17 protein-coding genes are annotated in these 21785 nt (G+C 39.6%); 7 read left to right on the top strand and 10 right to left on the bottom strand.

The window, feature by feature from the left end; genetic code table 11:
- The first annotated feature begins 173 nt into the window (after positions 1-173).
- Positions 174-749, top strand: coding sequence for a flavodoxin family protein (locus MSTHT_RS11550; RefSeq protein WP_048167911.1), 576 nt, complete (start codon positions 174-176; stop codon positions 747-749).
- Here the strand turns inward: MSTHT_RS11550 and fdhD are convergent, their stop codons facing one another.
- From fdhD to MSTHT_RS11575, 5 genes are all read right to left on the bottom strand, one after another.
- A complete protein-coding gene (fdhD, locus tag MSTHT_RS11555; protein WP_048167912.1) occupies positions 750-1517 on the bottom strand; it encodes a formate dehydrogenase accessory sulfurtransferase FdhD in 768 nt (255 codons plus the stop codon).
- An 86-nt stretch (positions 1518-1603) separates the two neighbouring features.
- The gene (locus tag MSTHT_RS11560) at positions 1604-1963 is read right to left on the bottom strand and encodes a hypothetical protein (protein WP_048167913.1); all 360 of its coding nucleotides are present in this window, start codon (positions 1961-1963) and stop codon (positions 1604-1606) included.
- 17 nt (positions 1964-1980) lie between these two features.
- The gene (locus tag MSTHT_RS11565; RefSeq protein WP_048167914.1) at positions 1981-3135 is read right to left on the bottom strand and encodes a hypothetical protein; all 1155 of its coding nucleotides are present in this window, start codon (positions 3133-3135) and stop codon (positions 1981-1983) included.
- A gap of 67 nt (positions 3136-3202) precedes the next feature.
- Positions 3203-4207, bottom strand: a complete 1005-nt coding sequence (locus tag MSTHT_RS11570) for a hypothetical protein (protein WP_231588085.1) — start codon at positions 4205-4207, stop codon at positions 3203-3205.
- 40 nt (positions 4208-4247) lie between these two features.
- A complete protein-coding gene (locus MSTHT_RS11575) occupies positions 4248-5252 on the bottom strand; it encodes a type IV pilin N-terminal domain-containing protein (protein ID WP_048167916.1) in 1005 nt (334 codons plus the stop codon).
- Between the two features lie 294 nt (positions 5253-5546).
- Between MSTHT_RS11575 and MSTHT_RS11580 the strand changes: the two genes are divergently transcribed.
- Both MSTHT_RS11580 and MSTHT_RS11585 read left to right on the top strand, forming a co-directional pair.
- Entirely contained in the window at positions 5547-6032 is a 486-nt protein-coding gene (locus MSTHT_RS11580; RefSeq protein ID WP_048167917.1) for a type IV pilin, read from the top strand.
- A 341-nt stretch (positions 6033-6373) separates the two neighbouring features.
- Positions 6374-6883 (top strand): type IV pilin, encoded by a 510-nt coding sequence (locus MSTHT_RS11585; RefSeq protein WP_048167918.1) that lies wholly within the window; start codon positions 6374-6376, stop codon positions 6881-6883.
- A gap of 485 nt (positions 6884-7368) precedes the next feature.
- On the opposite strand, the gene MSTHT_RS11590 is transcribed toward MSTHT_RS11585, so the two are convergent.
- The 4 genes from MSTHT_RS11590 to MSTHT_RS11605 form a co-directional block, all read right to left on the bottom strand.
- Positions 7369-10218, bottom strand: coding sequence for a PAS domain S-box protein (locus MSTHT_RS11590; protein ID WP_048167919.1), 2850 nt, complete (start codon positions 10216-10218; stop codon positions 7369-7371).
- Positions 10219-10557: 339 nt separating this feature from the next.
- The gene (locus MSTHT_RS11595; protein WP_048167920.1) at positions 10558-11058 is read right to left on the bottom strand and encodes an inorganic diphosphatase; all 501 of its coding nucleotides are present in this window, start codon (positions 11056-11058) and stop codon (positions 10558-10560) included.
- A 406-nt stretch (positions 11059-11464) separates the two neighbouring features.
- Positions 11465-12052 carry a pentapeptide repeat-containing protein gene (locus MSTHT_RS11600; RefSeq protein WP_052721885.1) on the bottom strand — a complete coding sequence of 196 codons (588 nt, stop codon included), beginning with the start codon at positions 12050-12052 and terminating at the stop codon, positions 11465-11467.
- A 173-nt stretch (positions 12053-12225) separates the two neighbouring features.
- Entirely contained in the window at positions 12226-13311 is a 1086-nt protein-coding gene (locus tag MSTHT_RS11605; protein ID WP_181952198.1) for a NosD domain-containing protein, read from the bottom strand.
- A 703-nt stretch (positions 13312-14014) separates the two neighbouring features.
- On the opposite strand from MSTHT_RS11605, the gene MSTHT_RS11610 reads away from it, so the two are divergent.
- Entirely contained in the window at positions 14015-14422 is a 408-nt protein-coding gene (locus MSTHT_RS11610; protein WP_048167921.1) for a DUF1699 family protein, read from the top strand.
- A gap of 234 nt (positions 14423-14656) precedes the next feature.
- Here the strand turns inward: MSTHT_RS11610 and MSTHT_RS11615 are convergent, their stop codons facing one another.
- On the bottom strand, positions 14657-15838 hold the full coding sequence (locus MSTHT_RS11615) for an AAA family ATPase (protein ID WP_048167922.1): 1182 nt from the start codon (positions 15836-15838) through the stop codon (positions 14657-14659).
- 315 nt (positions 15839-16153) lie between these two features.
- Between MSTHT_RS11615 and MSTHT_RS11620 the strand changes: the two genes are divergently transcribed.
- From MSTHT_RS11620 to MSTHT_RS11630, 3 genes are all read left to right on the top strand, one after another.
- On the top strand, positions 16154-17695 hold the full coding sequence (locus MSTHT_RS11620) for an FAD-dependent oxidoreductase (protein WP_048168565.1): 1542 nt from the start codon (positions 16154-16156) through the stop codon (positions 17693-17695).
- 127 nt (positions 17696-17822) lie between these two features.
- Positions 17823-19331, top strand: a complete 1509-nt coding sequence (locus MSTHT_RS11625; protein WP_048167923.1) for an FAD-dependent oxidoreductase — start codon at positions 17823-17825, stop codon at positions 19329-19331.
- A 416-nt stretch (positions 19332-19747) separates the two neighbouring features.
- The gene (locus MSTHT_RS11630) at positions 19748-21751 is read left to right on the top strand and encodes a CHASE4 domain-containing protein (protein WP_082086835.1); all 2004 of its coding nucleotides are present in this window, start codon (positions 19748-19750) and stop codon (positions 21749-21751) included.
- Positions 21752-21785: the final 34 nt, after the last annotated feature.

Below are 21785 nucleotides of genomic sequence, written 5' to 3' on the forward strand. Positions count from 1 at the left end.
ACAGGATAAAACGGTCACTCTTGGAATATTGTAAAAAAGAAGTCAAGTTAACATATATAAAAAAATGTTGTGACTTATTGATAATTTAGTGATAGCTACCTGGAAAACCGGAAAAAGCCTGAAAAGAAATATGGGTGGGAAGAAATAAATGACAGTACAGGAGGAACGAAAAAATGAAAGTTGTCGCATTTAACGGAAGCCCGAGAAAGGAAGGGAATACGGCTGCTCTTATAAAATACGTACTTGCAGAACTTGAGGGAGAAGGGATAGAGACCGAAATCATACAGGTTGGAGGAAAGCCTATTCACGGTTGCATCGCCTGTATGAAATGTTTTGAGAACGCAGACAAAAGATGCGCAATTGACAATGATATAGTCAACGAATGCATTGAGAAAATGCTCGAAGCTGACGGGATAATTCTGGCGTCACCCACCTATTTTGCAGACCTGACTCCTGAACTTAAAGCCCTTATTGACAGAGCAGGCTTCGTTGCTAAAGCTAACAACGAGATGTTCAGGCGTAAAGTAGGAGCAGCAGTCGTTGCAGTGCGAAGGGCAGGATCGATCCACGTTTTTGATTCCATCAACCATTTCTTTACAATCTCCCAGATGATAATCCCTGGATCAAGCTACTGGAATGTGGGGATGGGGCTTGCCGAAGGGGACGTCGAAAAAGATGAAGAAGGCATTCGGACTATGCAAATTTTAGGTCAGAACATGGCGTGGCTTTTAAAGAAACTCAATGCGTGATCACAAGCTTTTTGAAAATGGTTGGAGTTTGACCCGCCATTCGTTGGAAAAAATAAGCATTGATTCTTTTCTTAGCTGACCTACAAGGCATATGTTTGTTTTTTTTGCGGCTTCGACGCCTGAGTCGAAGGGCATGGCTTTGGTTGCGATAAGGGGAATTCCTGCCCTTGCGGCTTTTGTGACCATATAAGCAGGCTGCCTGCCCGTGGAAAGCAGATAATGCTGCGAAAGGTCAAAACCCCTGAGAAAGGCGGCTCCTACTGCTTTATCTAGGGCATTATGCCTTCCTACATCAACAATCTGGATTGCGAGCTTTCCTTTTCTGTCGATCAGGGCTGCCAGATGGGTTCCTCTAGTAAGTCTATAGATAGCGGATTCAAGGTGCTCTGTGCCTGCAAAAAGGGCTTCTGGGTCAAAGACAGAGTCCGATTCGACAATGGTTTCTTTGCTAACCTGTACTTTTTTTCTGGCTTCTCCGGCTGCTTCGGTACTGGGGGTCTGTTTTTCCTTCCGGGTGAGGATACGAACCTCACTTCCTTCCACCTCAATATTTTCAATTTCCCTGAAACTGAGAATTCCTTCTGTAATCAGGTGCCCAACTGCAAGCTCTTTTAGTTCGAGTGGGGAGGCAAAAAGGGTTGTAAAAAGATTACCATCAAGAATGATCTTAACGGCGCATTCCCTGGCAAGCAGTACTTCCGAATTTTCAACCCTGCCGTCGGAATGAACTCTTTTCGCAGGGTAAGAAATTGTGTATTTTTCAGGCATGTTTATCTATTTTTTTCCAGCTTATCCGAGTTTTCGGTGCAAACGGGTATGGGACTTATACGCCTTATATACCTTTTTCTTTTCCGTCAGTTAGGGCGGACTGCAAGATAGTTGATGTTTATATACTTCTTATCCCCATTTTGCTTGTCAATATTTAAATAAAATTTTAGATCTGAAGGATCATTTATTGATGTTTCATTGATATCTTGTTTATATAAATACCACTTTTTCCCACTCCCATCGCTTTGATGTAACGTTCTATCAAGTTCATTGCCTGCTAAAGTAATGTAATAATTACTATTAAGATTACACTGGTACACCATTAAGATTGTAACTGAATTGGGTTGAGATTCAAACTCTGTAAAACTATTAAACCCAAATGTCGATTCTAGCTGATTATTTAAATCATGCTCAAATGCATTATTGCTTGAGTAATCCTTTAACATTGCTCCTGTGCTCTGTGTTAAAAAATCACTTTCTGGATCATAGTCCTCAGCTTAGATAGATCTACATTGGTACCGGAAACGGTTTCAAAACAATACCACTGGTTTAATTTCATTGTATTTTCATTTTCTGATGTATCCTCTTCACTTTCAGATGTGTCATCACCTTCTCCAGACTCTTGAGAACCGAAATCTTCACTGCTCAAGCTGCTTCCAACTCTCAGAGCTGCCTCGATAACAGATTCATTTATACAGAGTCTATCGAGATTTTTGTTATCGGTGTGTATAAATTTAAAATATACACAATCGGGGTTTCGTTTTTCAATTTCATAGTCCCTGCCATACTCAAGTCCTGCGTTTTTTGCAGTTTCGCTGAGATAAGAGGTCCAGGCATCGGGATATTTTGTGGCAATTGTCAAACTAAAGGCTTTGAGATTCGTGTTTTCATTTTCACTGCTATCGTATACTTGCTTGCTACTCAGTCCCGTTAATTCAAGGGGAGTAATGGTATTTGAGGAAACAGAATCGACTTTACCTGAAAGCTGAATTGCACGAATATTGACGGTATAACTATTACTGCCTTTTATTGTTTCATTTATAGTGAATACCGGCGGCTGTCTCATTACAGAACCTGTACCATCTGAAAGAATCAGGGCTCCGTTTTCATACCTGAAAAACTGGTCAGGATACTGCTTATTCTGCAAATAGCAGGTAATTCCACCGCAGCTGAAGTTATAAAATTTCATTACCTCATTAGCGGAATTGTACAGGGTTATACTCATTACACACCTTTCTTTATTTACCTCAAGTTTGCCATCTGACCTCGAAGGCTCGAAAACAGGGATATCCCCTTTCCCCATACGGAAAGGCACAGTTATTGAGAAATCGTTTGCAGGATAGCTGTCTGATTCCATAAGCCTGGAAAGCATATCGATCCTTATTTTTAATTCCTGAAAGTCATTCCAAATCTCATACATATGATCCTGCTCTGCTTCATATTTCCATTCAGGAACATATTCAAGCCTGACTACTGAAACCATTGCAAATATGAGCCCTAAAAGCAGTACTGCCAGGATAATTGTTGCAGCAGCTGACTCAGACTTTGAAAAGCGGGAGAACATCCCCTGATTGGTTTCTCTGGTCTCTTTTCCTATAAAGGAGGCATTCGGAATCATTATCGAACCTTTTTATCTGATTTACTACTCTATCCTTAGATTTCCCTTGTCTTCTCATTTGTCCATTTTAACGCAAGCCAATTCCAGGTTCAGCTTTAATTACAGTTTCACTCAGGCGCACCCTGTTCAAGCGCGTTGAGCTTGATTCTGAAGGTGGTTTTGAAGGGAATGTCAAGCTTACGAAATTCTCGCCATTCTTTTCAGATAATGTTAGGCAATAATCCTCTGATTCTATATCTGCATCGTCGAGCAAACCTTTAAAATATTGTTCCCAGGCTTCGGGATGAGTTGTGCTGATAGTCAGCACGAATTGGTTTACATCTCCAACCTTATCGCTGTCGTAGAGGGATCTGTAATCGAGACCTGTAAGGCGTAGAGAACATTCCTTGTTTGAGGAAATTACCTGGGGAGGGACGTAAGGCTTCTGAAATATTCTTATAGCATTTATTGAAACGTCATACTCATTGGTTGGGGTTCTCGAAAATCGTATAGAAGGGTAGAGCGTCATAACTGACTGCTTTCCCTGATCAAGGATCAAGGCTCCACATTCATAACTGAAATTCTGATTAACGTAATATCTGTTTTGAGAATTGTAAGTGATGGTGCCACAATTAAGAGATTTGATATATGCTTCAGTGCCTGAAGGTTCTTTTACTACTATACCCATTGTGCAGCTGTCTTTGTTTACAGCAAGACTTCCGCTAGATTTTATGGGACCTACAAATGGGATCTCTCCCCCACCCATATGGAAAGGTACAGTCATAATAGGCTGAAGAGCAGAGGAGCCCGGATTCGAAGAACTAATATATGAGGAATCTGGATTTAAAGCCAGGACGACTGTCATCATATCGATTTTCGATTTGAGGTCTGCCATGTCCTCGTATACATTGTTCATATGAGAGTACTCAGCATCATTTTTCCACTCCGGGACGTACCCTATTCGTATAATGGCGAATACTGAAAATATAATCCCCAGAAGTAATACTACCCCAATAACAGTTGATGTTGCAGTTTCTGAATGGGAAAAAGACTTCTTTTCGGGTTTTTCCTTACTTCGATTATTTTTCTTCACCTTTTGTCCCCCTTGCTTCAGCATCCAGGCCTGTAATGAGTTACTCTATATGGATTCCTACGTAATCAACCGAGAACTCTTTTCCACTTTCTGCAGCTGCATTTCCACGAACTGAAAACCTGACCATAAGTTTCTCAAGTTCGTCGGTATTTTTTATGTAAGCTATATTTTTAGTCGGGTCATAGAGAGTATAAATTTTGTTCTCTGCTTCACAAACCTCAAAATTATGATGTTCTTTCAGGTTACCTTCTTTCTTGGAAGCTATTTGTTGCCAGTTATATCCGTCAGTAGATATTTCCAGTTTTAAATCTTCAAAGCTGCTTACTTCCAGTTTTAAATCTTCAAAGCTGCTGTCCCCTGTCTCGTAGATTATTTTTAACTGAATTTTCGAAAAATTTGGAATCCCCATCTCATCCGCATCTACCCCAAATGAATAAGTTTGAGAAGTCCATCCTGAGTCTGTAACCGCAGTGCTTATAGAATGTCCATCAATTTCGCTAACAAGCTCCATGGATGACCAGCCTGAGGTACTGTCATACACACTTCCATATGGATAAGGAGTTATCCAGTCTGGGATTTTTCCCGGGACTCGCTGGAGCGCTGTTCGCTGGAGCACCTGCTGGGAGGGCGTGTGCACAAGAAGCATGTCTATATAGACCCCTCTCTTGATGTTTTCATCATTAATCACTATGCAGTCCCCGAGCGTGAAAATATCATCGGGTTCATTTCCCTCTGGATCTTCAAAGTCGGACTTGCTGAATTCATACTGCTGCCCGTCAGCAACCACGATTATCTTGATCTCATCAAGATCAATAGCTTCTCCTCCGCAGTGTGTGATGTATAGTTTATTGTTACCCGTATCGATTTCCTCGAGCAGATCCGTTCTTGGAGTATGTGGGGGGTCTACAGCTCCCCCGTCAGAAAACACAGTCAGGGCTATTGTGGAAAAGGATAGAACGATTATACCTATCATAAGCAGTTGCCCATACACTTCTGAAACTGCCTGGCAGTTCTTGCCAATTGCCCTGCATTTTTTACCCTCCACTATGAGATCACCTTCTAAATTCAAGAATAACTTCTCAAAATGTTTCTAATAGATTATTAACCTGACTGTTAGAAAATTTTCTATACAATTCAAGTGCAAATAAATTTTTTGATTGAAAAAGGAGTAAGTTAACAGAAATTACCTTTCAGTACTTAATAAGAAAATTTATATAGATAGTGAGAATAAGAATATTTGAAGTTACAAAATTTGAAAAAAGTTCAATTACATTTCAAGTTTTAAAAGTATCCGGCAGGTTTTCCTGTCCGAATAACTTTAACCAGGAGGGAGAAACATATGGATTTCAAGAAATTGTTTATGAATAACAAAGCAGTTTCCCCTGTTATTGGCGTCATCCTGATGGTTGCAATAACCGTCATCCTTGCCGCCGCTATAGGATCTTCAGTGTTTGGACAGGGAACTGCACAACCCGCACCGCAGGCGAACCTCAATATTGAAGCAGATGGCATTACTGATGGACTTGCAACTATAAAAATTGAGCATCTTGGCGGAGACCCGATTAATTTTAGTAAATCAAAAGTTGTAGCATCTGTTAATGGTGGGAACTCTCAAACGGTTGCAGCTGATCTTGGCACAATTAGTATCGGTGATATCAAGAAACTTGCACTGAGAAATGCTGAATCAACTGCTGATCCAAAAGCGCCGATTGTAGATAACTCTGTTAATCCTGCTGATGCTGTGGCTTATGGTGATATTATCAATATCAAAGTTATTGATGAGGCAACTAACCAGCTAATTTGTGATAGAGACATAAGATTCTAAAATTTAGGCACCTGACATGGTGCTTTTTTTCTTTCTTTATTCAACTTGTCTTCTTCCGGATTTACTTCATTGTCTCCATAAATATTTTTTAGAGCAGTTTCTAATTTTCGAAGGCTTATGAAGCCATCAACAATCAGGTTTCTGTCTATACCATGTCCTCTAAGAAGGTTTACTGAGAATTAAAATTATCTTAGAATACATCTTAAAAAAATTTATATAGCAAAGAGGAATAAGATGGTATGAAGTTAAAAAATTGAGGGTTGCTTAACTATCATTTAAAGTGTTAAAAGTATCCGGCAGGCTTTCTTGCCCGAATACTTTTAGCCCGGAGGGAGTAACATATGGATTTCAAGAAATTGTTTATGAACGATAAAGCAGTTTCCCCGGTTATCGGCGTCATCCTGATGGTCGCAATAACTGTCATCCTTGCCGCCGCTATAGGGTCTTCTGTATTTGGACAGGGAACTGCACAGTCCGCACCGCAAGCAAATCTCGACATTCGAGCAGGTGATATCTACGTTAATGGTGGTAATGGGGCAGATACAGCAGCAAGTGTAAAAATCGAACACCTTGGTGGAGACTCGATTAACTTCGAAACCGCTGGAACCACAAAAATTATGGTATCTGTTGATGGTGATAACTCTAAAACACTTGATTCCAGTTCCATTAAGAAAGATCTTGGCGTTTTAAGTGTTGGTGATGTCAAGACCCTTAGATTAATTGAAGAGGACAATGATGCGGGTAAAGATGGACCTTATATCGAGGATGTTGTACGCGGTAGCATTGTCAATATAAAAATTATCGATCTAAAAACTAATCAGCTTATTTGCGACAAGACTGTACGGTTCTAAGTAAGGAAACAAGCACCTTTTATGGTGCTTATTTTCTATTTCTTCCATTCAATCGATTTTAACTGGAATTTTCTCGCTGTCTCTTGAGCAAGTACTTTTTACAGAACTACTTATACCTCTCGAAAGTTTAAATGTAACTTTTTGAAAATCGATTTTTCACTTATACTAAGTCTGCTGAAAAAAGAATTCAGCCAGATAATGCTAAAAAGTCATTTATTAAAAAATTAACAGTTCGAAAAGGAATTTATTAAATCAATGTAGTGGAGTTCTCTTAAATCTACTATTTAATCAAGAACTATTTTTTCATTTTTCTACTAATTAAACCAGAAATATGAGGTGTTCTATCTAAAAGTACTGTTCTCTAAGCTGTACTTTTAGCGGGGATAATTTAAACTACGGGATTAAGGAAAGAAAGGAATTACAAGCCTTCTCGGAATAAGGGGATGAAGAAGGGATTAATAAAGTAATTTTAAAAATAGCACAATTTATTCTCTTTTTTCTGCTACTGTGAACCTTATGGTGAATTCAGTCCCATTATTCCTTTTCAGTTTAAGTTCACCATCTAACTGCTCTACAAGGGAAGTTACCAGCTGTATGCCAAGACTATCAAGGTCTTCAATATCGAGATTTTCAGGAATTCCAACCCCGTTGTCGGAAATAGTTAGAATGAAACTACTGCCTGTACTCTGGCAGCTTTCATTTTCAGGTTCTATGGATTCTTCCCTGCGTAGCTTGATTCTAATTTCTCCTCTATCTCTGTCTATAAATGCATGTTTGAGGGAGTTGGAAACAAGCTCATTAATTATTATCCCCAGCGGGATTGCAGTATCCATATCAAATAAAATTTTCTCTTCCAGATCCATGTTTAAGCTTATGTCCGTATTCCCAAGCCTGTAGGTTTGAAAAAGAGTATCAGCGAGTTCCTGAATATATGGAGAAAAGTTTAGTGTTTCAAATCCTCCACCTTTATACAACTCTTCATGAATAAGAGCCATAGATATAACTCTATTCTGGCTTTCTCTAAAGGCTTCGAGAACTTCGAAATCCTTAATATTTTTCCGGTTTTTAAACTGTTCAGCCTGAAGGTCGAGCAGAGAGGAAATTACTTGAAGATTATTCTTAATGCGGTGATGGATTTCTTTCTTACGGGCAGTTTCGATATTAATAAGAGATTCTTCAGCTTCTTTTCGCTTGGTAATGTCAGTTAACATGCTCATAGCGCCTACATACTTGCTTTCCTTATCAAAAAGAGGTTTAGCGCTCAGAAGTACCCAGAGAGGGGAGCCATCTTTACGTATTAATTCCAATTCATAGCTCTCAATTATTCCCTGCCTCCTTTTTTCCAGATTTCTTTTGACGACAGGTCTACATTCTTCGCTGATAAAACCCCATATTTGTTTGCCAATAAAATCTTGCAAAGTGTATCCGAGCATGTCTGTCATTTTCTCATTAGCGTAAATGATTGTATTTTCGCTATTAGTTATGACTATACCTTCGCTCGCTGTCTCTACGATATTTCGGTACTTTTCTTCGCTTTCTTTAAGTTTTTCTGCTGCAATCTTGCTTTCGGTTATATCTCTGGCAATTATCAAGATTGCTGCAAGCTTTCCAGATAGGTCAAAAACCGGGGAAAGGGTTATTGAAACATTTATTATCGTACCATCCTTTCTTAACCTTGAAGTCTCATAATTGCGGATATTTTCTCCCCGTTTAATCCTTTCACTTAATTTTTCGGTTTCTCCAGTTAATATGGATGGTTCCAGGATGGTTATGGCTTTCCCCAGTACTTCTTCGGGTGAGTAACCATAAACTTGCTCTGCTCCTTTATTCCAGCTTGTAATAGTACCATCAAGGGACTTAGTTATGATAGCATCATTTGACGATTCCACAGCATTTGCCAGTATTCGAATTTTCTCCTCAGCTTTCCTATGCTCTGTTATATCCTGAGTTGTCCCTATAGCCCGGACAGGATTATTTTCCTCATCGAAAATAATTTCAAATTTTACATTGACTATGCGCTCTTTTCCATTAGCTAGAATTATCCTTAAATTAATGTCAGAAGGTTTTCCTTTTAATGCCTCTTTAGCAGCATTATCTATTTGTTTTCGATCTTCGGGATGCACATAATTTAAAAACATATCATAATTTACTTTCAATTCTTGAGGTTTAAGTCCAAAAATACGATATGTTTCATCAGACCAATGGAATTCCTTGCTTGCAAAATCCAGTTCCCAACTTCCAAGGTGAGCTATTTCTTGAGCCTCAGCAAGATTTTTTTCACTCTTTTTCAATGAATCATAAGCCTTCTGAAGCTCTTCTGTACGTTCTTTAACTAACTTATCTAAATTTCCTAGAATCTTTTTCCGTTCAGCTTCAACTTTTTTGCGCTCTGTAATGTCACTGGCAGTACCGAGCCATTCAATAATTTCTCTATTTTCATCCAGAATGGGAACAGCACGTGAAATTATCCATCCTATGTTGCCATCGGCTAACCAAACCAGATGTTCAAGTTCGTAAATACTCTTCGTCCTGATAGCCTCGTTAATGGCGGCAATTACATGCGACCGATCTTCAGGAGGGACATATTCCTGAAGCCAGGTATGGCTTGGGCTCTCTGTATTTGCAAGAAGACCTTGACCATAGAGATAATACATCTCACTCCAATCCGGGCTCATACGATATACCGCTTCCGAACTAGCCGTTATCAAAGCACGAATGCGCTTCTCACTTACACTCTGTGCCTCCTCAGCCTGCTTGCGTTCCATGAAACTTTTCTGGCAGGAACTTTCTATTATTTCCCATTTGCCTTCTCTTTTTATCAAAGCAAGCTGGTGATTCGAAACGATATCAAAAATTGTAGTGACATTACATATGTCAAGGAAATAAGTGCAAAGGGCAATTACCGGGTGTTTACCAGTGACAGATTCCAGTATTCCCTCTTGACCGCAGAAATCGCTTCCACTATACCTCAAGCCGTCATATCCGCTGGCAAGTGCCTTACTGATTTTTTCAATCAAATGCTTTAATGCCATCTGCGGATCTAAAGCATCCTCTTCTACTTGCTTGCAAGTATATGGGATAATCTCTATTTGCCCTTTCTCTAGATAAACATGAATGTCTGGAATAGCCACTTTTAAGGCTTCTTTTGCCTTTTCTTCGTCTAACTCAACTGGCAAAGCCCACAGGCAAAATTCGTTATTTTCCAGTCCTGCCTTGAAGTAGGGAATAAGTATATCCGTTAAATCTTCTTTTGTCCGGTAGAACTGGCAGAAATGTATCCCCCACGGTACATTCCCAATAATATCAATGCCCGAAATTCTGTTATTGTTTTTCATAAATATTCTCTTATCAGATGAAAGTCAAACTATCTTTTCCAGCATCATTTCTGTATCTAATGTTTTATTTATTCTATTGTATTTAATTACTTTTATAGGGAGTATTTTTATAATTTAGATATATAAGAGTTGTTTATGCGAATATAGTTACAATAAATAACTGTTCTTCGTGTCTATCTCAAAAAGTTTTTACTTTAATTTTGGATAATTTATGCATTATCTTTAACAAGGTATAGTTCCATACAGCATACTTTTTATATCGTCTCAAAAGAGTATATTTTATGTCATCCAGCCGTAAAAGCAAGATGATGATTTCTCAATCTCAATGATTTGATAATTTCATTGTTTTTTTTGTTCAATATAACGGGCTTTAGCTTCCTTGAGTGTTTCAACGGCTGTTTCGAGACCTCTCCAGCCGAAAACAGTCACTTGTTTGCCCTCTAATTTTTTGTAATTCTGGAAGAAATGAGTAATCTCTTTAAATAGATGAGGTGGAACCTGGTCCGTTGTTTCAATATAATTCCACATAGGATCATTCTTCGGAACACAGAGGATTTTTTCATCTCTTCCTTTATCGTCTTCCATATCAAACAGTGCTACGAGATGTACATCTATTACACAACCCGGAAAGGTAGGTTCCCAGGTTAAAACCATAGCATCTAATGGGTCACCGTCAAGAGCCAGGGTATCAGGGAAAAAACCATAATCTGAAGGATATACCATTGACGAAGAAAGCATTCTGTCGTATTTAATTACTTTTTTTTCTTTATCGTACTCGTATTTGTTTCGGCTTCCTTTCGGGATTTCGATAATTACACTTTCGACCGGTCGTTCAGTCATGTAAGCACTTCCTGCTTATTACTGGTTGTTAAATCTTGCTTCAAAATATTTGCAATTATTAATGTGCTCATAGATCATGTGTCCTGATAAAGTCATAATATTAAAAGATGACTTATGCGGATTAATTTCTTTATATGAACAAATAAATAAAAAGGAAAAAACACAGATTTAAAGTTATACTGGTAGCAAATACAGATTTAAAGTTATACTGGTAGCTATTTAAAAATGAAATAGAGTAATGCGTAAACTCTGTATCTTCAATCACTTCTGCTTATAGGGGCATAAATACTGCATAGATATGAGAAACATAGATAAGGGAAAGGTTATCTCGAAATCACGTTAAAATACTGCTTCTACAGAATAATACAAAGCAAAAAGCTTCGGTAAAAGTTCTGTTAATCCCCTATTATTTTTTATAATTATGTCTTTTAAAAAGGGCGGGACATTTTTCTTTCAACGATATTAGCAGTTTTTCATCTAATTTTGCGTTATAAAGGGTTCTAACCTTCGAAAGCTGCTCAATTGACAGACTGTATGCTTCTTCAAGGATAGCAGCTTTAAGGGTTGCTCCCTCAAGGCTAATGCCTTCAAGATTTGCCCCTCTAAAGTTAGCTCCTTCGAGACTTGTTCCTCTAAGGTTAGCATTTTTAAGATTTGCCCCTTCAAGGTTAGCCTCTTTAAGATCTGCTCTCTCAAGGTTTGCTCCTTCAAGTTTACTCCCTTCAAGATGAGCTTTTTCAAGGTTAGCCGCTTCAAGCTGAACCCATCTGAGGTCAGCCCATATAAGATAAGCTCCCTCAAGGTTAGCTTCTTTAAGGTTCGCCTCAAAAAGATCAGCCCCTTTAAGGTTAGCATTTGTGAGGTTAGCTTTCCTGAGGTCAGCCTCTATGAGGTTAGCTTTTTCGAGGTCAGCCCCTTGAAAGTTTGTTCCTCGAAGGTCAACTCCCTTAAGATTAGCTTCTCGCAGATTTTTCTTTCCCGCAATACCCACCATGTACGATTAATCGGATCAGAATTAAAATAAAAGTTGCCATGCCATGAAAATATTTTCCTTTCATCAGGCTTCAGTCCTGAAAGCTATACTGATTTCAATCTGAATTTATTGTGCCTGCTTTTTAGGCATAATCATTTACTCTCAGACCTGATCTTTTTGGTTTAAGGCACTGCTTACTTTACACTGATATAATTATAAGTGGTCTTGTTACTGCCTTTCTTATTCTTAACTTCTAAGCTAACGGTGTATTTTCCGGCTTTGCCGTACTTATGCACAGGATTTTTGGCGGTTGAATAATATCCGTCTCCAAAACTCCATTTCCATGAGGTAGGTAAGCTTGTACTTCTGTCAGTAAACTTAACCTTCAATGGGGCTTTTCCTGAGGTAGGAGATGCTGAAAAAGCAGCAACCGGGGGTTTCAAAGATATAAGAGGGAGATAATCAATGGAATTGCCCAGTATATATGGCTCATCTGCAAAACCGTCTCCGTTCTTATCAGAATGGGTCTGTGAAAAGCTCCTGCCTGAGGGGGTTGCCCAGTAGTTGCCTCCTCGATACGGGCCGCCTACAATGTTTTTCCCGGCTGTTTTCGTAGTGTTAAATATGCATTCAACCCCTTCAGGAGCATTTATATTTACGGTATTATTAAAATAATTATTTGTAACAATACACGGGGCATCAATAAGATATAATCCATTATCACAGTTTGTAATACGATTTCCACTAACTGTCAGGGTTTCGAACATAAGATCAAAGGCATATATTCCTGTCTGGCAATTAAAAATATCATTATTGAGAATGTGTTCGCTTCCACTATTCATATAAAATCCAACATCTGCACCTATACTAAAATTAGATATTTTGTTATTTTGAACTGTGCAGTAAAAAGCTCCATTGGTAGATTCGATGCGGCTAAACAAAAAACAAACGCCTGAGTATTTACCCGGACCTCTTATATCAAAATTTTTTATTACAACATTACTTTCGTAAATGTTAAAGGCGTTATTCTTAGCTTTAATTATTGCTTTATGCGGACTGCTTGATACTAGAGTCAGATTTGCGGTTGAAATCTCTATATCTCCGTTATATGTCCCCGGTTTTACAATTATTGTATCGCCCGGTTGCGCATTATTTACTGCCCTTTGAATCGAGTCTCCAGGCTCTACATAAATAGTTGCAGCAGAAGCACTGCCAGCAGCAGCTCGAAGTGTAAAAAGTACTGTTAATACCACTAGGATAACTATTTTTGTTTTCTGCAAGACCATAACCCCGATAAATTTACTTAACACCAGTAAAGTCCTTAGTATTCTCGTCTTAACTGACCGCGAGAAGCCTGATTGTCATCAAAATTTAATTAACTCTTTGATGACTAATTCTCCAGATAATATCTAATTATTCAGAACTTGATTAATTGTAAAGCAATTAATAATCAAAAACTCCCGCTTTTTTAACTTATTGATTAATTAGTAAATTTTTAACACTCTGTTTTGAGAAGATGAACACTCTGTTTTGAGAAGATGAACACTCTGTTTTGAGAAGATGAACACTCTGTTTTGAGAAGATGAGATCCTTGGGCAATTTAAGCCGACAATGACCTTAATCTCCGAGACTTACATTATCATATAATTTTACTTATATTTATATATATTTACTAATCCGTTCTCAAATACCTTAAGCTTCCATTTAATTAACAGAGCTTGATAGTAAATATCTTATAGGACTGTGTAAACTGGTCAAGCTACTTTTTATTTGATAACCTTAATTTTTGTACTCCAGATAAACTCCTGAATTCCAATAGCTTTCAGCTAGCTTGTCCTTTTAGTTAACTGGGAAATTAATGGAAGCAAGAAGGCAGGAAACTATGTAAAAATTAATAGAACAGTAGGATAAATATTTATAGTCAGTGTAAGTAGCTTATTATCGATATAAAACGTAAAAAACTTTGTAGTGGGGAAAAAAACAATGAAAATTAGAGTTGTTAGCTCAAGAGACGAAATTTTTACACTGAATCCAAATGAAAGAATAGTGCATCTGGCTTTCAGACCTTCGAACAAGGATATTTTTGGACTGGTTGAAACCTGTCCGAAGATTGAGGCTATTCAGCTGCCTAAATCATACAAGGGCACAATTTCAAAATCTATAGAAATGTTCCTTGAGATGCAAAAAATCCAGCTTATTGAGGGTGATGTATGGGGTCACAGGAAGGATATTAACGAATACTACACCATTCCATCCTCAGTTATTGAGAAAATAAAGGAAATGAAAATCGAAGGTAAATCCAGTGAGGATATTGAAGCAAAGGTCTCAAGGGAGAGCAAAATCAACCGTGAAATGGTTGCCTATATCATGAACAAAGATGCTCTTGCCTGAACCCGCAAAACAAAATTGTCTTTAAACTCTTTAGAGGAGATTAGGTAGTATCCAGAGATAGTCCAAAGGTTTCAGCCCTCTCAAAAACTCACATTCTCAGGTTTACTTCCTGATCTCCAGCTTAGAATTTTCATTTACAGAAACTTTGAACACTTCCATGGGTTAAAATTTAGTTTATTTTTATTTCAGGGGATTTTTGAAGAATTTTTTTCTTTTTGTCACTATATTTTATACCTATTTTTTGATTTCCTGGCTGCGAAAATCTTCTCTGTCAAGAATGACGATTCTAAGGGAACTTTCTTCAGGGCACAAATTGAACGTTCTTCCGTTTTCAATGGGGAGATTTTCAGGATTCCTGTGCCCGTGAACCTGATAAGTATTTTCATCTGTGTTTCTATTGAAACTCGCAGCAACCAGATATGCATCTTCGGGTTCCCCCATGCCGTTAATCATCTGATTGGCTCCTATAAGAATCAGGTTTTCAGGAAGGTTACTCAGCCCTCCATGAGTTACGAGCAAGCATTTGTTATGGAATTTATAGTAAGCACATAATCTCAATTTCTTACATAAGATGGAAATATCGTTATTTGTAACGCCTGCCTGCTTCATTTCTAGAATATTATGCACTCTGTTCTCTAGCCCGGAGGTCTGGGTTTGTTCTCCGCCTTCTGCCAGGATGCAAAAACATGCTTCCTGTTCTCCTTCGAGCAGGATAACGTTATTCCTGTCCATTATGGAGGTAAGAAATTTAACAACTTCAGTGTTCTCAGAGATTTCAGCTCTACTGCCTGTGTAATCTCCCAGAAAAATATACAGGTCATTCTCATTTATCCCGCATGTAAGGTACTCCTTAAGAGCCCTATAATTCCCGTTTATGTCCCCTATGTGATGGATTCTTTTATAATGGGAGAAGTCATCAGCCTTATACAGGAATTTTTCATTGAATTCTTGCGGCTTTATTACTGTAACGAACGAAGGTACCTTTTGTCTGTTTATTGTGGAGTACATCTCATCAATTACAGCCTCGGGCACAATCTCATACTCAGGTCTTTTCCTGTTTCTTTCCTTTGCAATCTCAAGAGAAATGTCCGAGAAATCAATACAGATGGCTTTATACCTGTAGGTTTTGGCAAGCTTCCTGTACTTTGCAATATCTGCATTTCCCGCATTCGTTGCGTCAAGGACTATGAAATCTCCTTCTTCCATATGGCTTTTTATAAGCGAGTAAATGAGCCCCCATGCCCGGCGATTGATCTTTTGAGAAATAACTGGTCTTCCGGTGACAGACAATACAGGAGGCTTAAGGAGCAGCCGGATGCTGTCTGAAGAAATTGTATAAGGTTCAAGGTTATTTTCCCTGACAAAAGCTGATTTGCCGGAGCCGGGCACTCCTCTCAAGAACACTATATATCTCATGTCATACCCCGATACCTCTTATAGACCCCAAATAGACAGATAGTTTTCATCTCTGTTTTAATTTCTGATTTTCCAGGTTCTTATTTGTGTTTTAGTTCTGCCTATTACAGTAATACCTGAGTTAATGTTACTATTGATTTTTAATATTTGATTAGATAATTTTATGGTATCCGTTTGAGAACTGATACAGGGGAGAACCGTGAATAAAGGGGGTTTACACAGCTTGAGCCAGTTTTTGGGCTTTGCTGCTTAGAGTGCATGACTATCAGAGAGCTTAGGTGCGCGGGTTTCCTCAAGATCTTTATGGTGGAAGATATGGCAGACAACAAGAAAGCTGACTATATCCTGCCTGGAAGGGCAGAGTCTTACTGGCTGGCAACCACACCTGAATCCAGCTATCCTCCTCTTTCCGGAGATATTCATATAGATGTGGCAATTCTGGGAGGCGGGATAGTGGGTATTACAACTGCTTTCCTTTTAAAGGAAGCAGGGCTATCATCCGTGGCAGTGATCGAAGCGGATCGGATTATCAAAGGGGTAACAGGGCACACAACTGCGAAAGTTACATCCCAGCACGGTCTGATCTATGACCGCCTGATCTCAAAATTCGGAAAAGAACAGGCTCAGCAGTATGCAGACTCCAATCAGGCAGCCATAGAGAAGATAGCTTCCATAATAAGTTCAAAAGGCATAGATTGTGATTTTGTCCGCATGCCGGCTTACGTTTATGCCAGTTCAGAAGAGTCGATTGTAAATATCCGGAACGAGGTAGATGCAGCTCAAAGCCTCGGGCTCCCGGCTTCATTTGAATCTGACCTTCCGCTGCCTTTTAAAACGTATGGTGCAGTCCTTTTCGGCAATCAGGCTCAGTTTCATCCCAGAAAATATCTCTGTGCCCTGGCAAAGGAGATTGAGGGTGATGGATGCCATATCTTTGAAAAGACGAGGGCATTGAAGCTCGAAGGAGATGGCCCTATAAAAATAATAACGAATAAAGGGATCATCAAAGCAAACAAAGTTATCCAGGCAACACATTTTCCGATTCATGACAAACCCGGGTTGCTTTTCCAGCGCCTGTATCAGTCCCGCTCATATGCGCTGGGGGTTCGTATTGAAGAGCCTTTCCCACAGGGAATGTTTATCAGTGCCGAAGAACCCATCAGATCTCTGCGTTCCCAACCTGCAAGGGAGAGCGAACTGATAATTGTATCAGGAGATGGGCACAGGACTGGGGAGGGGAATGAAATCGACCACTATCAAAATCTCGAGAAATGGATAAGATCGATCTACCCAGTCAACTCCATCGATTATCACTGGTCAACTCAGGATGTCATATCTGTTGACCATGTTCCCTATATTGGTCAGATTACCTCTGGTAACGAGAACCTGTATATCGCAACAGGGTTCCGGAAATGGGGTATGACCACAGGCACTGCTGCAGCGATGATTCTTACAGATATGATTCTCGGAAAGTCTAACCCCTGGGAAGAGGTATATAATCCTTCACGATTCAAACCTCTTGAATCGGCTAAAACTTTTTTCTCACAGGTTGCCGAAGCAACCAAAGGCCTTGTGGGAGAACGGATAATTCCTACTCATGAGAACGCCTCACAGATCTTGCCTGGAGAAGGTGCAATTGTCAAGATCGAAGGAGAAAGAGTTGCAGCATACAGGGACGAGGCAGGGGTGCTCCATACTCTTGACCCTTCCTGCAAGCACATGGGATGCATTGTCTCCTGGAACAGTGCGGAAAAAACCTGGGACTGCCCGTGTCATGGTTCCCGCTACAGCGCAACTGGAAAGGTAATCAAAAGTCCTGCAGTATATAGCCTTTCGGAAAAGAAAGTCAGGGAGTAAGATTCCAGTATCTTTTCAGGGCTGCGTGATTGCATCGGGCGAGGTCATTATCCTATAAGCGTTTGCCCTTTATCGATGAGAGAAGTGTTCGATCTAGATAAACTAGAACAAAGGTTAAGTGAAAAGTATGACACATGGGGAAAATACGGGTTATACTCTGCCTGGCAGGGCAGAATCATACTGGCTGGCAACTACCCCTGAATCCAACTATCCTGCTCTTTCAGGGGATATTAATGTTGACGTAGCGATAATCGGGGGAGGGACAGTCGGAATTACTTCGGCTTTTCTTTTGAAAGAAGTGGGAATGTCTGTCGCAATTATTGAGGCAGACAGGATAATAAAAGGAGCTACAGGCTATACAACAGCAAAAATCACATCCCAGCACAACCTGATTTATGACAGACTGATCTCAAAATTTGGAAGGGCAAAGGCGAAACAGTACGCTGAGGCTAATCAGGCAGCAATCGATAGAATAGAGTATATAGTTCGTTCATGGGACATATCCTGTGACTTTGCTCACAAACCGGCGTATGTCTATGCAGGTTCTGAAGAATCTGCACAGAAAATTCTGGATGAGGTCCGAGCAGCCAGGAGCCTGGGACTTCCAGCCTCATTTGAAAGTAGTCTACCATTGCCTTTTGAGACCTACGGAGCAGTCCGCTTTAACAGACAGGCGCAGTTTCATCCTCGAAAATACCTCTGTGCCCTTGCCAGAGAGATTGAGGGAGATAATTGCTATATTTTTGAGAAAACTCGGGCACTCGGGATAGAAGGAGGAGAGCCCGTAGTAATAAAAACCGATAGGGGAACAATAAGAGCTGATGATGTAATTCAGGCAACGCATTACCCGATCCTTGACAAACCAGGAGAACTGTTCAAAAAATTATCTCAATCAATGTCATATGTACTTGGACTACGCATTCAAGAAACATTTCCGGATGGAATGTTTATAAATGCCGAGGAGCCTACCCGATCCCTACGCTCCCAGCCTGCTGAGGGAGGTGAACTTGTGCTTGCAGTTGGCGACGGGCATCCTACAGGGAGTGGAAATCCAACACATCAGCACTACAAGCAGCTCGAGGATTGGGTAAGGGCGATCTATAATGTAAGGTCTATTGACTATCACTGGTTAACTGAGGATGTAGTATCTGAAGATGGTGTGCCGCTTATAGGAAGGCTTACTCCGGACAGCGAACATTTCTATCTGGCTACCGGATTCGGAAAGTGGGGCATGACAACTGGCACTGCGGCAGCAGTGATAATCACGGATATGATTCTTGGCAGGGATAATCCATGGGTTGAGGTATACGATCCATCAAGGTTCAGAGAAATATCCGAACTCATTGCCCAGGAAGATCTCCCAGAAGTCGAACCAGGTCAGGGCGTACTTGTTGAAAAAGGAGAGGACAAAATGGCTGTATACAGGGACCCTCAGGGCATACTTTATACTCTCAATCCTGCCTGCAGGCACATGGGATGCACGGTATCCTGGAACGATGCTGATAGAACCTGGGACTGCCATTGCCACGGTTCTCGTTATAATGCCAGGGGAGAAGTAATTCAGAGTCCTGCCGTTTATGGGCTTCTGGAGAAGAAAGTAAAGGAACAGAACCAGTATGGTGATTTCGAGGAATAACCTATCTGTCTGAATACATCCTAAGCGGCATAGTTCCCAAAGTTTTTTTAACCTATTGAGCTTGACTCTTAATTTTTTTCATTTATAATATATTCTTACCATACGATGAACTCTATTGAATATATTTCTATGTATATCCCTGTGTATTAAGATTAAATTTTGAGAACAATTTCCTACATTATTCTCTCTGTAGCTGCAAACAATTTGAAAACTCGAGAAAAGTATTCTTTTCTTTAAATTTATCTCATATTTATCCTAAATTTTATATACTGTTCTCCCCTTTATACATTAATACATTTTATTTTTTCTTATTTATAGGCTGTGGGGTGTCCATAATAGATATTAGCAAAAAAGTTTTTATAATAACTATTTTGATTTTTTCAATCTTTGTTGCGGCATTTACATTAACTCATAACATGCAGCTCTCGAACTTTCTGGAGCTTGAACATAATGATACATTGGAGAATGTAGAAAGAGTGCAGAATGTCGTTTCAGCTGAACAGGAATACCTGGATTCCATTGTGCAGGATTGGGCATGTTGGGATGATACTTATGAATTTATTGAGAATGGAAACCCGCAATATATCGATGTAAATCTTCAGAATCAGACCCTTGCAGGAATCAAGATTAATGTGATGATTTTTGTAAATGAATCCGGAGACGTGGTCTATGCAAAATCAATAGATATTGATACCGCAGAAGAGGTATCGGTCCCTCAGGAGTTACTTCAACTGATAAAAGACGGAACTCTTCTTACAAAAGCAGAAAATGATACTATAAGCGGTTTTGTTTTGCTTCATGAAAACCCTATGTTTATTTCCTGCCATCCTATTCTTACAACAAAGCACCAGGGGCCTGTGAGAGGCACTTTGATTTTCGGAAAGCTCTTTGATAATACCTATCTTGACTACTTTGAAGAAGTGACCCTTTCTTCCCTTTCGATGTACAGGGTTGATAAGGATTTGCCTCCTGATTTCCAGACCAAACTCAAATTTTTTTCGGAAAATCTTGACAAAACTATTGTTGAGCCCCTTAGTGAGGAGAGAGTAGCTGGCTATTTTGGATTACAGGATATCTCAGGCAAGCCTGCAATTATTATGAGAACGGATTCTCCAAGAGAACTTTACTCACACGGCGAAAAAACCCTGAATAACGTGTACCTTTTCCTTCTGCTAACCGGACTTGTGACCGGAGCAGGAATCAAGTTTGCATTTGACAGATTATTCATCTCAAGATTAACAGGAATTGATAATTTCGTTACCCGGATCAGATCAGAGAGGGATCTTTCCCAAAGGTTGTCCCTTGATAATAATGATGAACTCTATTGCCTTTCAAGAGAGATTAATGGAATGCTAAATGAGATTTACCTTGCAGAACAGGAATTAAAGGCACAGGAACGAGAAAAGAAAGTCCTGCTCGATTCCCTGAATGAGCTGGTTATTTTCGTAAGCTCTGAGCTTAAAATTATCTGGGTAAACAGGGCTGCCCTTGAATGTATGAACATAGAGCTTCAAAAAGCAGTTGGAATGTCCATTAAAGATATTCCTGGTACAGTTGGTCTTCTGTCCAGCTACCTGAATTTTGAGCGGATCTTTGCAACAGGCAATAAAAAATCAGGGGAATTTACTACAGATGATGGCAGAACCTGGTATATTCAAGCAATTCCTGTAACCGGAGAGGATGGAAAAGTTATAGGCATCCTTGAGATGTGCAGGGACATTACGGAAAATAAAAAAGCTGAGCAGCTGCGGAAGAAAGAGGTCAACCATAGAATTAAAAACAACCTGCAGATTGTTTCGTCTCTGCTTGATCTTCAGGCTGAAAAGTTCAGTGACAGAAAAGTCATTGAAGCTTTTAAGGAAAGCGAAAGCCGTATTCTATCGATGTCTCTTATTCACCAGGAACTCTACGAATCTGGAAAACTGGATTCTCTTGATTTTTCGTCCTATCTCCATAAACTTATAACCGATCTTATCAAATCATACAACACCAAAACCGGCGAAATTCGCGTAAAGCTTGATCTCAGTACTGTTTTCTTCGAAGTTGATACTGCAGTTTCCCTGGGCATTATAATAAATGAAATGTTTACAAATTCTATTAAGTACGCTTTTCCAGCAGGAGCAGGTGGGGAAATCTCGATTTCTCTGGTCAGAGAAGAATCTATAGAAGAAATAACAGGGAATAATTCCACTGACACAGTTCTCTCTGAGAGCCCAGAAAAGCTTTCCGGAACGAGTAAAAATTATAAGCTTATTTATGCAGACAATGGAAAAGGGTTTCCGGAAGAATTCGATTTCAGGAACCCTGAAACTCTGGGGTTGCAGCTAGTAAACGCTCTTATAAGCCAGATAGAGGGCAGTTTAGATCTGGAAAGGGGAAACGGAACAAAGTTTATTATACATTTTAAAAGTGAGCTTTAGGTCTGCAGCAGATAACAGGATTGAAACAGGGGCG

It is taken from the genome of Methanosarcina thermophila TM-1, assembly GCF_000969885.1.
Taxonomy (GTDB): Archaea; Halobacteriota; Methanosarcinia; order Methanosarcinales; family Methanosarcinaceae; genus Methanosarcina; species Methanosarcina thermophila.

Excerpts from the sequence above, each read along its gene's own strand:
- MSTHT_RS11550 (WP_048167911.1), top strand. The coding sequence starts at position 174 with ATGAAAGTTGTCGCATTTAACGGAAGCCCGAGAAAGGAAGGGAATACG.
- fdhD (WP_048167912.1), bottom strand. The coding sequence starts at position 1,517 with ATGCCTGAAAAATACACAATTTCTTACCCTGCGAAAAGAGTTCATTCC.
- MSTHT_RS11560 (WP_048167913.1), bottom strand. The coding sequence starts at position 1,963 with ATGTTAAAGGATTACTCAAGCAATAATGCATTTGAGCATGATTTAAAT.
- MSTHT_RS11565 (WP_048167914.1), bottom strand. The coding sequence starts at position 3,135 with ATGATTCCGAATGCCTCCTTTATAGGAAAAGAGACCAGAGAAACCAAT.
- MSTHT_RS11580 (WP_048167917.1), top strand. The coding sequence starts at position 5,547 with ATGGATTTCAAGAAATTGTTTATGAATAACAAAGCAGTTTCCCCTGTT.
- MSTHT_RS11585 (WP_048167918.1), top strand. The coding sequence starts at position 6,374 with ATGGATTTCAAGAAATTGTTTATGAACGATAAAGCAGTTTCCCCGGTT.
- MSTHT_RS11590 (WP_048167919.1), bottom strand. The coding sequence starts at position 10,218 with ATGAAAAACAATAACAGAATTTCGGGCATTGATATTATTGGGAATGTA.
- MSTHT_RS11595 (WP_048167920.1), bottom strand. The coding sequence starts at position 11,058 with ATGACTGAACGACCGGTCGAAAGTGTAATTATCGAAATCCCGAAAGGA.
- MSTHT_RS11600 (WP_052721885.1), bottom strand. The coding sequence starts at position 12,052 with ATGGTGGGTATTGCGGGAAAGAAAAATCTGCGAGAAGCTAATCTTAAG.
- MSTHT_RS11610 (WP_048167921.1), top strand. The coding sequence starts at position 14,015 with ATGAAAATTAGAGTTGTTAGCTCAAGAGACGAAATTTTTACACTGAAT.
- MSTHT_RS11615 (WP_048167922.1), bottom strand. The coding sequence starts at position 15,838 with ATGAGATATATAGTGTTCTTGAGAGGAGTGCCCGGCTCCGGCAAATCA.
- MSTHT_RS11620 (WP_048168565.1), top strand. The coding sequence starts at position 16,154 with ATGGCAGACAACAAGAAAGCTGACTATATCCTGCCTGGAAGGGCAGAG.
- MSTHT_RS11625 (WP_048167923.1), top strand. The coding sequence starts at position 17,823 with ATGACACATGGGGAAAATACGGGTTATACTCTGCCTGGCAGGGCAGAA.
- MSTHT_RS11630 (WP_082086835.1), top strand. The coding sequence starts at position 19,748 with ATGCAGCTCTCGAACTTTCTGGAGCTTGAACATAATGATACATTGGAG.